At 76.1% G+C, this 13407-nt stretch carries 9 protein-coding genes; 4 read left to right on the top strand and 5 right to left on the bottom strand.

Annotated elements, in window-relative coordinates:
* Nucleotides 1-97: 97 nt before the first annotated feature.
* A complete protein-coding gene (locus ACFP1Z_RS25920; RefSeq protein WP_390319917.1) occupies nucleotides 98-451 on the top strand; it encodes a hypothetical protein in 354 nt (117 codons plus the stop codon).
* On the opposite strand, the gene ACFP1Z_RS25915 is transcribed toward ACFP1Z_RS25920, so the two are convergent.
* The 5 genes from ACFP1Z_RS25915 to ACFP1Z_RS25895 form a co-directional block, all read right to left on the bottom strand.
* On the bottom strand, nucleotides 421-3345 hold the full coding sequence (locus tag ACFP1Z_RS25915) for an FAD-dependent oxidoreductase (RefSeq protein WP_390319915.1): 2925 nt from the start codon (nucleotides 3343-3345) through the stop codon (nucleotides 421-423). The genes ACFP1Z_RS25920 and ACFP1Z_RS25915 overlap by 31 nt on opposite strands.
* The gene (locus ACFP1Z_RS25910) at nucleotides 3342-5432 is read right to left on the bottom strand and encodes a molybdopterin oxidoreductase family protein (RefSeq protein WP_390319914.1); all 2091 of its coding nucleotides are present in this window, start codon (nucleotides 5430-5432) and stop codon (nucleotides 3342-3344) included. Before ACFP1Z_RS25910 ends, ACFP1Z_RS25915 begins: the two co-directional genes overlap by 4 nt.
* Complete coding sequence (locus ACFP1Z_RS25905) at nucleotides 5425-6798, bottom strand: MFS transporter (protein ID WP_390319912.1); 1374 nt, start codon at nucleotides 6796-6798, stop codon at nucleotides 5425-5427. Before ACFP1Z_RS25905 ends, ACFP1Z_RS25910 begins: the two co-directional genes overlap by 8 nt.
* A 158-nt stretch (nucleotides 6799-6956) precedes the next feature.
* The gene (locus ACFP1Z_RS25900; RefSeq protein WP_390319911.1) at nucleotides 6957-7142 is read right to left on the bottom strand and encodes a hypothetical protein; all 186 of its coding nucleotides are present in this window, start codon (nucleotides 7140-7142) and stop codon (nucleotides 6957-6959) included.
* 88 nt (nucleotides 7143-7230) lie between these two features.
* Nucleotides 7231-8217, bottom strand: a complete 987-nt coding sequence (locus ACFP1Z_RS25895; RefSeq protein WP_390319910.1) for an NADPH:quinone reductase — start codon at nucleotides 8215-8217, stop codon at nucleotides 7231-7233.
* Between the two features lie 244 nt (nucleotides 8218-8461).
* Between ACFP1Z_RS25895 and ACFP1Z_RS25890 the strand changes: the two genes are divergently transcribed.
* The 3 genes from ACFP1Z_RS25890 to ACFP1Z_RS25880 all read left to right on the top strand — a co-directional run.
* Nucleotides 8462-10447 carry an FAD/NAD(P)-binding protein gene (locus tag ACFP1Z_RS25890; protein ID WP_390319908.1) on the top strand — a complete coding sequence of 662 codons (1986 nt, stop codon included), beginning with the start codon at nucleotides 8462-8464 and terminating at the stop codon, nucleotides 10445-10447.
* Nucleotides 10444-11850 (top strand): nitrosuccinate lyase, encoded by a 1407-nt coding sequence (locus ACFP1Z_RS25885; RefSeq protein ID WP_390319907.1) that lies wholly within the window; start codon nucleotides 10444-10446, stop codon nucleotides 11848-11850. The genes ACFP1Z_RS25890 and ACFP1Z_RS25885 overlap by 4 nt, the downstream gene beginning before the upstream one ends.
* A gap of 241 nt (nucleotides 11851-12091) precedes the next feature.
* On the top strand, nucleotides 12092-13407 hold a 1316-nt coding region (locus ACFP1Z_RS25880), incomplete at its 3' end, for an ATP-binding protein (RefSeq protein WP_390319906.1).

Genomic DNA, 13407 nt, shown 5'->3' with positions numbered 1-13407 from the left:
GTGACGGCGGCCCGGAGCGGCAGCCAGGACGATTGCGCAGAATTCCGGAACAGTACCCATGAGTGGCCAACAACCCCCATGGAGAGGCAGATCAGTCATGTCGTACCGGAAGTCCGGAGCCTGCGCCGTCCTCGCCGTCGCGCTCGCGACGGCGGTGCCCGCCGCCGCGCACGGCGGTACCAGGGCACCGGCCTGCAGAGCCGAGGCGGCCTGCTACGTCCAGTGGGCCGACCGCGACGGCCACTCCTACACGCAGAACAGCCCCGACACCAACTCCTGCTACCCGATGGTCCAGGGCGCGGTCTCCGGCTCCAACCAGGCCGGCCGGCGCGTGTACCTGTACAAGGACCGCGACTGCCAGGGCGGGGCCAAGGCGTATGTGGAACCGGCGAGTTCGTGGGCGGACGCCGACAACCCCTACTACTCCTTCGGCTTCGTCACGGGCTCCTGATCCCGCGCCGCCGCGCGCCACGCCCGGCGCGCGGCGGCCGGCAACGGCCGCCCCACCAGCGGGCGCAGCAGCGGATACGCGCCCGCGTCACCGGCCAGTACACCGCCCAGCAGCGTCCCTCCGTCCGCTCCGAGCACGAGCCGCGCGTAGGAGTCCGCGCGCCGGTCCGCCCGTACGCACTCGATCGCGCCCGGAGCCGTCGCGGACGCCTCCCCGAAGCTCGCGGCCTCCGCGCCCGGCAGCCGCAGCACGGCCGAGGTGTCCGCGCCGGTGAACGCCGTGTCCGCGACCCCCAGCAGCTGGTCGACCACCGCCTCCGCCATCCGGTAGCCGGGCGCCACCAGCCCGTAGCAGCGCCCCTCCACCGCCGCGCACTCGCCGACCGCCCAGATCCGCGGATCCGCCGTACGGCAGCGGTCGTCCACCAGGAAGCCGCCGCGTCCGCCGGTCTCCAGCCCGGCGGACGCGGCGAGTTCGTCGCGGGGCCGCACCCCGGCCGCGTACACCACCAGCCCGGCGGGGACGGCCCCGCCGTCCGCCGTCCGCACCGCGGCCACCCGGCCGTCCGGGCCCGCCACGACCTCCGCCACCGTCACGCCGCAGCGCACCCCGATGCCCAGCGCGCGCACGCGCCGGGCCAGCACCGCCCCGCCGTCCTCGTCGAGCTGCGCCGCCATCGGCCACGGCGCGGCCTCCAGCACCTCGACCCGCATCCCCAGCCGCCGCAGCGCGTCGGCCGCCTCCAGCCCCAGCAGCCCGCCCCCGATCACGACGGCGGGCCCGCCCGGTACGGCGTTCGCACGGATCGCGTCCGCGTCGTCGACCGTGCGCCAGACGAACGTGCCGGGCAGCCCGTGCCCCGGCACCGGCGGTACGAACGGCCGCGAACCGGTCGCGAACACGAGCGCGTCGTAGCACAGCCGCGCCCCGCAGGCGGTCACCACCCGGCGCGCCGCGCGGTCCACGGAGGCGGCGGCCGTCGCGAGCCGCAGGTCGATACGGGGGTCGGTGAGGAAGTGGTGGCCGGTGAGCGTGAGCTGACGGTCCGTCCGGCCGGCGGCGTACGCCGACAGCGCGAGCCGGTCATAGGCGGGCCGCCCCTCCTCGGCGAGCACCACCACGTGCCAGTCGCCCGCGAGATCACGGGCCCGCAGGTCGGTCACGAGCCGGTGCCCGGCCATGCCGTGCCCGACGACGAGGAGGGTACGGGACGCGCCGACGCGGCCGGGCCCGACGGGATGCCTCCGCCCCGGTCCGGCGGCAACGGGACCGTGCCCGGCAGCCGGTGAAAGGCTGTGCGCCACGGTCCCGTTGCCGCCGGACCGTTCCCCCTGTGCCGCCGCCTCCGCGTGCACCGTCTCCACCAGCGCGGCACACGTCCCGCACCCCGTCGTCGCCCGGGTCGCCGCCACGAGCTCCGGCAGACTGCGGGCGCCCGCGCGCCATGCCGCCAACAGCGCTGCCCTCGTCACGTTGTTGCACTGGCACACCACCGCGTCGTCGGCGAGCCCGCCGGGCGCGGGACCGGTGCCCAGCAACAGGGACAGGGCATCCGCCGGGAGCGGGTCGCCGCTGTCGCGCAGCTGCGTGAGAGCGGCGACGGCGTGCGGGAACCCGACGACGGTCGCGGCGGCCAATGCGCCGTCGCGCAGGACGAGTTCGGCGGATCGGCCACGGCCCGCGTCATGGACGGACAGCAGCTCGTCCGCCTCGACCGGCGAGGGAAGCGGCATGTGAGGCAGGGGCGTTGCGCAGGTGCCCCGCTCGCGGCGCGGCTCGTGAACGACCGGGAGCGCGTCCGGCCCCGGTCCGGACTCGTCCGGTGAGGCAGCCGGCGCCTGCGGCCCCGGCGCCGTGCCGGCCCCCCGGTCACGGCGCGTCAGCCGCTGCCGGGCAGCCGTCGTGTCCGCCCCGGAACCGGCTCCGCTCGCCGGGAGTGCCACCAGATCCACCCCCGGGATCCTCGGCCGTACCACCTCGCGCGTCCCCCGGTACGCCCCCCGCCCCGTCGCCAACAGCCGTGCCAGGGCCTCGGCCTGGTCCCAGGCCGTCGTCAGGTGGCCCGGCGCGCCGGCGGGGTGCTGGGCGCAGTCGCCGATCGCGTGGATCCTCGGGTCGCTCGTGCGCAGCGCGTCGTCGACGAGGAAGCCCCGGCTGCCCACCGCCAGCCCCGCGCGCCGGGCCGGCCCTGTCGCGGCCGTGACACCCGTGCACAGCAGGACCGCGTCCGCGCGCACCAACTGGCCGTCGCGCAGGGCGAGTTTCCCGGAGCCCGGGTGGAAACGTTCCGCCTCGGTCCCCGGCCGCAGCCGGACCCCCGCGTCCCGCAGCAGCCGGGCGAGCAGCAGTCCGGGCCGCTCGCCCAGCAGGTGCCGCATCGGCCAGGGGCCCCGGTGCACCAGGTCGACGTCGCGTCCCGCGCGCCGCAGCGCGAACGCCGTCTCCACGCCGAGGACCCCGGCGCCGACCACGGCGGCGGGGCCGTCGGGCAGGCGCGCGCAGTCGTCGAGGGTGCGCAGGGCGCCCGCGCCCTCCGGGAGTCCGGGGAGGGAGGGGAGCGCCGGGCGGGCGCCGGTGGCCAGGACGAGGGTGTCGTAGGGCAACTCCGCGCCGTCCGCGGTCCGTACGACGCGGCGCCGCCGGTCGAGCGCGGTCACCGCGCACCCCAGGCGCACCGTCACCGGAGCGGGCGGCGGGGGCAGGGTCAGGGCGGCGGGGGAGAGCGCGCCGTCGAGCAGGGACGTGAGCAGGGGCCGCTGGTAGGCGGGGTGCGGTTCCGCGCCGAGGACGGTGACGGGGCCGTCGTGCCCGTACGCGCACAGCCGGTCCACCAGCCGGTGCGCCGCCGGCCCGTACCCCACCACGAGGAGCCGGCCCACCCCCGCCGTCGTCACTCCTCCGCCCCGTCGCACGGCTCGACGCGCACCGCGCACACCTTGAACTCCGGCATGCGGCTGCGGGGATCGAGGGCGTCACCGGTGAGCAGGTTCGCCCGCCCGTCGCCCGGAAAGTGGAACGGCAGGAACACGGTGTCGGCCCGTATCCCCTCCGACAGCCGCACCCGCGCGTGCACGCTGCCGCGCGCCGAGGTCACCCGCGCCCGCGCCCCTTCGGTGAGCCCGGCCCGGGCGGCGGTCCCGGGGTGCATCTCGACGCACATCTCCGGTTCGGCGGCGGCCAGTTCCGCGACGCGCCGGGTCTGCGCGCCCGACTGGTAGTGGGCGAGGAGCCGGCCCGTCGTCGCGTACAGCGGATACGCCCCGCCGGGCGTCTCGGCGGAGGGGCGGTGCTCGACGGCGGCGAAGCGGGCCCGCCCGTCGGGGTGGGCGAAGCGGTCCAGGAACAGCCGAGGGGTCCCGGGGTGCGCCCCGTCGGGGCAGGGCCAGTGCAACTCCTCGCCCGCGTCGAGGCGTTCGTAGCGGATCCCGGAGTAGTCGGCCCGGCCGCCGCGCGAGGCCCGCCGCAGTTCTTCGAAGACCGTGCGCGGATCGGCGGGGAACCGTTCCGCCGGCTGCCCCAGCCGTACGGCGAGCTCGTGCAGCACCTGGAGGTCGTCGCGCACTCCCGGCGGCGGGGCCAGCGCGCGGCGCCGCCGCAGCACCCGCCCCTCCAGGTTCGTCATGGTGCCCTCCTCCTCGGCCCACTGGGTGACCGGGAGCACCGCGTGCGCCAGCCGCGCGGTCTCCGAGGGCACGAAGTCGCAGACCACCAGCAGCTCCAGGGCCCGCAGCCGCTCGGTGACGCGGGCGGCGCGCGGGGCCGAGACGACCGGGTTCGAGCCCAGGACGAGCAGCGCGCGCGGCCCGTCCGGCGTGCCGAGCGCGTCGAGCAGTTCGTACGCGCTGCGCCCGGGACCCGGCAGGTCGCCCGGATCGACGCCCCACACGGCGGCGACGTGCGCGCGGGCCGCCGGATCGGTGATCATCCGGTAGCCGGGCAGCTGGTCGGCCTTCTGCCCGTGCTCGCGGCCGCCCTGCCCGTTGCCCTGCCCGGTCAGCGTGCCGAAGCCGCTGCCGGGGCGGCCCGGAAGCCCCAGCGCCAGCGCGAAGTTGATGAGCGCGGCCACGGTGTCGGAGCCCTTGCTGTGCTGTTCGGCGCCCCGCCCGGTGAGCACGTACGCGCGCGGTGCCGCCGCCAGCAGCTCCACGGCCGTACGCAGCTCCGCCACGGCCACCCCGGTGACGCGCTCGACGCGCTCCGGCCACCAGGGCAGCGCCCGCTGCCAGGCCTCCTCGAAGCCCGTCGTGCGCTCGCGCACGTACGGCCCGTCCAGACGGCCCTCGGTGACGGCCAGGTGCAACAGGCCCAGCGCCAGGGCGAGATCGGTGCCCGGCGCGGGCCGCAGATGCACGGCGGCGCGCGCGGCCGTCGCGGTGCGGCGCGGGTCGACCACGATCAGATCGGCCCCCTCCAGGTGCCGCATCAGGGGCGGCATCGTCACCGCCGGGTTCGCGCCCGCGAGCAGGATCGCCCCGGCGCCGGCGAGATCGGTGACGGGAAAGGGCAGGCCCCGGTCGACGCCGAACGCGGCCGTGCCGGCGGCGGCCGCCGACGACATGCAGAAGCGGCCGTTGTAGTCGATCTGGCTCGTCCCGAGGGCGAGCCGGGCGAACTTGCCCAGCAGATAGGCTTTTTCGTTGGTCAGGCCGCCCCCGCCGAAGACGGCGACCGCGTCCGGGCCGTGCGCGGCCCGGATCCGCGCGAGCCGCGCGGCGACGGCATCCAGTGCCGTCTCCCAGCCGGTGGGGGCGAGACGGCCGTCCGCGCCGCGCAGCAGCGGAGCGCGCAGCCGGTCCGCCGTGGTGAGTACCTCGGCGGCGGTCCAGCCCTTCTGGCACAACCCGCCCCGGTTGACGGGGAATCCGGCGTCCGGTGCCACGGCGACCGAGGCGCCGGCGGGGGAGAGGAGCGTGCCGCACTGCAGGGCGCAGTACGGGCAGTGGGTGGGGACGCCGGCCCCGCCGGCGGCGGTCTCAGGCACGGGACGTCCCCGGCAGCTCCCCGGCCGGCGCCGCACCGAGGTGCTCGTGCCGCAGCCAGACCGCCCAGGTCACCCCCACGCACGCAGCATAGAAGCCCAGCAGCGCCCAGCAGACGGCCATGCCCGAACTCCCTGGTGCGGCCGTGCCGTAGCCGGCCATCAGCAGCAGGACGACGGCCGCGCCGCCGAGCGCGCCGGCCGCCGTGCCCGCCCCGTCCGCCGTGCGCGCGAGCCGCCGCGCCCGCGAGAACGCCCGCGCCGCGTCCCCGCCGCCCAGTACCGTCTCCTCGGCCTGCCGGGCCGCGAGCGCCACGAGCAGCGGCCGCGCCGCCCCGTCGGCCGCCCCGCCCACCGCGACCAGCGCGGTGAACGCCACCGCGAACAGGGTGAACCAGCCCTTGGCGGAGGCGATCAGCAGCACCGCCGAGGCGGCGGCCAGCGCCAGCAGCCCCAGCACGGTCGCCCGTGCCGCGCCCCGCGCCCGCGCGTACCGGGCGGCCGCCGGCCGGGCCGCCGTGCCCAGCAGCGGTCCCGCGACGGCCCACGCGGCGGCCGCCACGGCCCCGGTCCCGAACCGGCTCTGCAGCACCAGCCCGCAGGCCGCGCCGCAGCCCAGGAACGTGCCGAGGGTGGCCGCGCGCAGCAGCGCAGGCCACCAGGCGCGCGCCGTGCCGACGCGCCGGGCGCCCGGTACGGCCCGTACCGGCGGCAGGTCGTCCATGCGCAGCGCCGCCACGACCGCCACGAGCGCGGCGAGCGGCAGATACACGGCGGCCACCGCGGCGGGGTGCGCGGTCCCGGCGCAGACGAGCACCAGCAGCCCGGCCAGCTGCACCCCGGCCAGCCCCGAGAAGGCGCCGCGCACGGCGAACGCCCGGGCCCGGCCGCGCAGTCGGCGCGGATGCGCCGCCGCCGGGCCGCGGGCGGACGGGCAGTCGGCCCCGCCGACGCCCGCCGTCGCGGCCACGAGCACGAGCGCCCACAGCGGGGTGCCCGGCCGCTGCACCGCGTAGACGGCCGCCGACGCGGGCACGAGCAGCAGGGCCGTGGCGAGAACCGTACGGTCGCGCGCGCCGAGCCGGGCCGTGGCCCGCGCGTACGGCAGCCGCAGCAGCCCGCCCGCGAGCAACGGCGCGCCCACCAGCAGGAAACGCCCGCCCGCGGTGAGGGGCAGGCCGGTGCCGGGGGAGAGGAACAGCACCAGGACCGACCACATGCCCCATACGGAAAAGGCGAGGTGTTCCGCCGCGGTGGACAGCAGGAGATTGCGCCGCGCGATGTGCCGTCCGGCCCGCTCCCAGAAAAGCGGATCCTCCGGCTCCCACGGCTCGGAACCCGGGCGGGAGGGGACCGCCTCGATGGTCATCTCCCTCTCCTTTCCTGCCTTTTCCGCCGTGATCCCGCGATGGCGCCGGGGGTGCGCGGGCGCGGAACGGCGGAGCCGCCTTCTCGCCGGGGGAGTACGAGAAGGCGGCCGTCTGTGAGGGGCGGTCGCCGGGACGGCCGGCGGCGGTCCCGGTCCGCCTACCGCGGCCGCCGTTCTCCGACGACGTCCTTGATCTTCGCCGGCGAGGCGGCGACCGTCCACGTGCTGTCCTGCGGACGGCCCGCGCTGTCGAGGACCACCCAGGTGAAGCGCCGGCCCGGTTCGGCCGCCGTCACCCCGGAAATCCATTGGCCCCCGGTGAATTCTCCGGGCACTGCGCTCATGGAAAGAGCATGCGGACCGGCCGCCCCCGGCGGCAACGGGGGCTCGGGCGATACGTCAGGTCGCCCCGGGACGGCCCCGACCGGCTTTTCACCGGGGCGATTTCGTGGTCAGCACGATCCGCTTTCCGTGCAATTCCCCTTTCTCCATGCGCCGGTGGGCCTCGGCGGCCGCGCTCAGCGGCAGCAGTTCGCTGCTGCGCGGGCGCAGCAGCCCCGTCGCCAGCAGCCGGTTGACGGTCGCGGCCGCCTCGGCGAGCTCGCCGACGGTCGCCCGGGAGATCACGAAACCGGTGACCGTGCCGTCCTTGCGGAACAGCGGACCCACCGGCAGCAGCGGCAGGTCCTCCACCCCCGCCAGCAGCACGATCCGGCCACGCGGGGCGAGGAGTTCGACGGCCGTCGGCACGTCGTTGCCGCCGTGCGTCTCGATGTGCACGTCCACCCCGCAGGGGGCGGCGGCCGCGATGTGCTTCGCGAGCTGCGGGTCCTCGTAGTCGAGGACCTCGGCCGCGCCCAGGGAGCGCACGTAGGCGGCGTCCCGCCGGTGCGCGGAGGCCACGACCCGGGCACCGGCCCAACGGGCCAGCACCACCAGGGCGCTGCCGACGTTCCCCGCGCCGCCGCCCACGAACACCGTCTCGCCCGGCCGCAGCCGGCCGTGCGTGAAGAGCGCCAGCGCGGCCGTCGCCCCCGGGTGCAGCACGGCGACCGCGTCCAGCGGCGGCACCCCGGCCGGCAGCCGGTAGAGCCGGTCGGCGGGCACCACCACCCGCTCGGCGGCGGCCCCCTGACGGCCGTCGTGGCCCAGGCTGTTGGACCACACCAGATCCCCGGGAGCGAAACCCGGCGCCCCCGGACCGGCCTCCGCGACCCGGCCCACGAGATCCCGCCCGATCACGAAGGGAAAGGGCAACGGGGTCGGATAACTCCCGGAACGGACAAAGATGTCCACGGGATTGACCGTGGTGGCCAGGGAATCGACCAGGACGTCGGTCGGGCCCGGCCGGGGATCGGGCAGTTCACCGAATCTGATGTTCTCCACTGGCCCGGTCTTTTCGATATAGGCGGCGCGCATGATACTCACCCTGGCATGCCCGGCGGCTCGTGCGGCGCCGACTCCCCCTTCTTTCCCCCGCGTTGTGTCAGCTCGGCATTGGCCTGTACCAAGGGGGCGGGGAACCTGACGGACCCGGCCGGTGCGCTTTGACCGGCCGCCACCGGGCGACGAGATTGAAACGCGTGTGGAAGCCGTGCCGTCACCCGGTCACCTCGCCCCGCACAGCCGATTCCGGAGTTTCCCAGAGCGGAGGAACACGCGCATGAGTAGCAGCCGGCTAGAGGTCTGCATCGTCGGGGTGGGGCCACGCGGGCTGTCCGTGCTGGAGCGGCTGTGCGCCAACGAGCGCAGCGCCCCCTCGGCGGCCCAGGTGACCGTGCACGTCGTGGACCCCGCGGCCCCCGGCGCCGGCACCGTCTGGCGCACCGACCAGTCCCGCCACCTGCTGATGAACACGGTCGCCTCGCAGATCACGATCTACACCGACGACAGCGCGAACATCGCCGGACCCATCGAGCCCGGCCCCAGCGTCTACGAGTGGGCGCGCGAACTCGCCGGGCTGACCGGCGAGGAGGCCGCCGCCCACGACGAGTCGATCCTCGCCGAGGCCCGCGCCATGGGCCAGGACACCTACCCCACCCGCGCGTTCTACGGCCACTACCTCAACGACAGCTTCCTGCGGATCGTCGCGAACGCCCCCCGGCACGTGACCATCGAGGTGCACCGCTCCGACGCCGTCGCCATGGCCGACACCGAGGGCGTCACCGGCGGCCCGCAGGGCGTCCGCCTGGAGAACGGCACCCGGCTCAACCAGCTCGACGCCATCGTCATGGCCCTCGGCCACGTCGCCGCCAACCTCTCGCCCCGCGAGGCCCGCACCGCCTCCCTGGCCCGTATCCACCACCTCGACTACGTCACCCCCGTCAACCCCGCCGACATCGACCTGGCGGCCATCGAGCCCGGCGACCCGGTCCTGCTGCGCGGCCTCGGCCTGAACTTCTTCGACTACATGGCCCTGTTCACCGCCGGCCGCGGCGGCACCTACGTGCGGGAGGGCGGCCGTCTCCGCTACCGGCCCTCCGGCAACGAGCCCCGCCTGTACGCCTTCTCCCGGCGCGGCGTGCCCTACCACGCGCGCGGCGAGAACGAGAAGGGCGTCGACGGCCGTTACCTGCCCCGGCTCCTGACCGCCGAGTACATCGCCGGACTGCGCGAGCGCGCCGGGCGCGGGGGCCCGGTGCACTTCTCCACCGACCTGTGGCCGCTGATCGCCAGTGAAGTGGAGAGCGTCTACTACGGCACGCTGCTCCAGCAGCGCGGACGCGGCGCCGAGCGCGAGGCCCTGGTGAGCGAGTACCTGAGGCTGGAGAAGGAGGACGAGCGGACCGAACTCCTCGACCGCTACGGCATCCCCACCGAGGACCACTGGTGCTGGGAGCGGCTCTCACGGCCCTTCGGCGAGCGGACCTTCGCCGACCGCGCCGACTTCCGCCGCTGGCTGCTCGACCACCTCGCCGAGGACGTCCGCCTCGCCCGCGAGGGCAACCTCAGCGGACCGGTCAAGGCCGCCCTCGACGTCATGCGCGACCTGCGCAACGAGATCCGCCTCGCCGTCGACCACGGCGGCCTCGACGGCGACTCCTACCGCGACGACCTGCAGGGCTGGTACACCCCCCTCAACGCCTTCCTGTCCATCGGCCCGCCCGCCTCCCGCATCGAGGAGATGATCGCCCTCATCGAGGCCGGTGTCCTGGAGATCACCGGACCCGGTACCGTCGTACGCATCGACACCACCGAGCCCGCGTTCGTCGCGACCTCCGAGACCGTCCCCGGGCCTCCCGTGCGCTCCAAGGTGCTCGTCGAGGCCCGGCTGCCCGAACCCGACCTGCGGCGCACCGCCTCCCCGCTGCTGCGCCACCTCCTCAACACCGACCAGGTCACCACCTACCGCATCGACGCCACCACCGGCACCCCCTACGAGACCGGCGGACTGGCCGTCACCGAGCGCCCGTACCACGTCATCGACGGCCGCGGCCACCCCCACCCGCGCCGCTTCGCCTACGGCATCCCCACCGAGGCCGTGCACTGGGTCACCGCCGCCGGCATCCGGCCCGGCGTCGACTCGGTGACCATCGGCGACGCCGACGCCATCGCCCGCGCCGTGCTGAGCCTGCCGCCCGTCGCCCATGTCCCGGCCGCACTGCGGCCGATGGACGCCGCCACCGACACCACCGGGGTGATCGTGTGACCCACCCGACCGCTGCCGTCGACAGCGGACTGCTCTCGCCCGTGCGCGCCGGCACCCCCGCCGAGGCCGCCACCGACGACACGGCCTGGCTGCAGGCCATGCTCGACGCCGAGGCCGCCCTCGCCCGCGCCCAGGCCCGCCTGGGCGCCGTGCCCCAGGAGGCCGCCGACGTCATCACCGACGCGGCCCGCGCGGACGCACTCGACGTACGCGCCCTGGCCCTGGCCGCCCGGGAGACCGCCAACCCCGTCGTCGGCCTCGTCAAGGCGTTCACCGCCGCCGTCGCGGCCCGGCCCGGCGGCCCGGCCGCGGCCGAGTACGTCCACCGCGGCTCCACCAGCCAGGACATCCTCGACACCGGCGCCATGCTCGTCGCCTCCCGCACCCTCGCCCTGATCCGCGCCGACCTCGCCCGCACCGCCGACGCCCTGGCCGAACTCGCCGCCCGGCACCGCGACACCCTCATGGCCGGCCGCACCCTCGCCCTGCACGCCGTCCCCACCACCTTCGGCCTCAAGGCGGCCGGCTGGCGGCAGCTCGTCCTCGACGCCGAGGCCCGCCTGGGCGCCGTCCACGACGGCGGACTGCCCGTCTCCCTCGGCGGCGCCGCCGGCACGCTCGCCGGATACCTCCAGTACGCGCGCCTGGACGCGGCCCCGGGCGCCGACGACGGCAGCTACGCACGCCGCCTCGCCGACGCCTTCGCCGAGGAGACCGGACTGGCCCGGCCCACCCTGCCCTGGCACGCGCTGCGCACCCCGCCCGCCGACCTCGCCGCGGCCCTCGCCCACACCGCCGGGGCCCTCGGCAAGCTCGCCGCCGACGTGCAGTCCCTCGCCCGCACCGAGGTCGCCGAGGTCGCCGAACCCGGCCCGGCCGGACGCGGCTCCTCCTCCGCCATGCCGCACAAGCGCAACCCCGTGCTCGCCACCCTGCTGCGCAGCGCCGCCCTGCAGGTACCCGCCCTCGCCGCCGCGCTCACCCAGTGCATGGCCTGCGAGGACGAGCGCTCGGCCGGAGCCTGGCACGCGGAGTGGCAACTGCTGCGCGAGTGCCTGCGACTGGTCGGCGGCGCCGCCCACACCGCCGTCGAACTCGCCGAGGGCATCGAGGTCCGCGCCGAGCGGATGCGCGAGAACCTCGCGCTGACGGGCGCGTTGACCGTCACCGAACGGCTCGCCGCCGTCCTCGCCCCCCGCCTGGGCAAGGCCGAGGCCAAAGCCCTGCTCACCAAGGTCTCCGCCGAAACCGCCGGCACCGGACGCCCCCTGCACACGATCCTCGCCGAGGAAGAGGCACTGACCGGCCACTTCACCGCCGCCGAACTCGCCGCGCTGTGCGACCCCGCCGACTACACCGGAGCCGCCGGCGAACTCGTCGACGAGGCCCTGCGCCCCCGCTGAACAGCACCACGGGCAGCGGGCACCACGGCCGGGCGCCCGCCGTCGCACCACACGGGTGCGACGGCGGGCGCATGTCTGTTTCGTCACTCCTGGTGGAGATCGGCCACACGCCCCACGGCGTGGTTAGGATGATCGCCGTATTCCGCTTCCGGACGGGGCGTCAGGACGCCGCCCCGCCCTCCTCCGGCAGTTGCCGGACGGTGACCGCCGACCCCATGCCCCCTTCGTCCACGAGGAATTGATGTCGCATCACATACCGGACGCGGTGAGCTGGTGCCTGGCCCTCGCGCTGGTCGTCACCCTGGTGCTGCTCGTGCGCGCACGACGGATCACCGCCACGCTGCGGATGCGAACCGCGGCGCTGGAGGAGAGCCTGCAGGCACGCGACACCGAACTGCGGCACCTGGTCACCGTCCGGCTGCCCGCCGTCACCGCCTCCATGCACCAGCCCGTCCCCCTGCCCGGCCTCTTCGACGAACGCCTCACCGGCACCGTCTTCGCCCAGGGCCTGCAGTCCGTGATGGACACCTTCACCCAGTCCGTGGACAAGGCACAGGCACGCGCCGACCAGTCCGCCAAGGCCGCCCTCAAGGCGTCCATGCGCGCCGTCCAGGGCCTCGCCCACGAACAGCAACTGGCCATCTCCGACATGCAGGAACGGCACGACAACCCCGACGTGCTGCGCGACCTGCTGCAGATCGACCACGCCAACTCCCAGTTCGGGCGGCGCGCCCAGGCCATCGCCGTCCTGTGCGGCTCCTGGCCGGGCCGCCAGCGCAGCGCCTCCCCGCTCACCGACGTCGTCCGCGGCGCCACCTCCCGCATCCGCGACTACCGGCGCGTGCGCGTCCACCACCACTGCGACCTCGCCGTCATCAGCCGCGCCGTCGAACCCGTCGTCCTCGCCGTCGCCGAACTCCTCGACAACGCCGCCCGCCACTCCCAGCCCAACACCACCGTCGAGGTCGGCATCCAGCCCGTGCACAACGGCGCCTGCGTCGTCATCGACGACGCCGGCGTGGGCATGGACGGCCAGGAGGTGCAGCGCGCGGCCGCCCTGCTGTCCGGGCAGACCACCGTCGACGTCTCCCGGCTCGGCGACCCCCCGCAGTTCGGCTTCCCCGTCATCGGCGTGCTCGCCGCCCGCTACGGCTTCACCGTCGCCGTCGACACCCGCTCGCCCTACGGCGGCGTACGGGCCGTGGTCTTCCTCCCCGGCGACCTGCTCACCCAGCCCGACCTCGACGGCCCGGCCACCACCCCGCTCACGCCCCCCGCCCCCGACGCGCTGCGCGACCCCGCCCGACGCGACCTGCACGTCGCCGCCGACACCCGCCGCGCCCCCCGCCCCACCGCCGACGCGGCGCCCGGCCCGGCCGTCACCGGCTCCACCGCCGGCGGCCTGCCCAAGCGCCGCCGACGGCAGCCCGCCGGCCCGCCCGGCCGCGGCACGCCCCCGCCCGCCGGGCGCACCCCCACCCCGCCCGCCGGCACCCCGGCGGGCGAACCGCCGCAGCGCAGCGCCGAGCAGACCGCCCGCATCATGGGCGCGTTCGC

Origin of the sequence: Streptomyces gamaensis, from assembly GCF_042656465.1 — a bacterium.
Lineage (GTDB): Bacteria > Actinomycetota > Actinomycetes > Streptomycetales > Streptomycetaceae > Streptomyces > Streptomyces gamaensis.
Note: the sequence above shows the minus strand (reverse complement) of the source record. Positions and strands in the feature narration are given on the sequence as shown.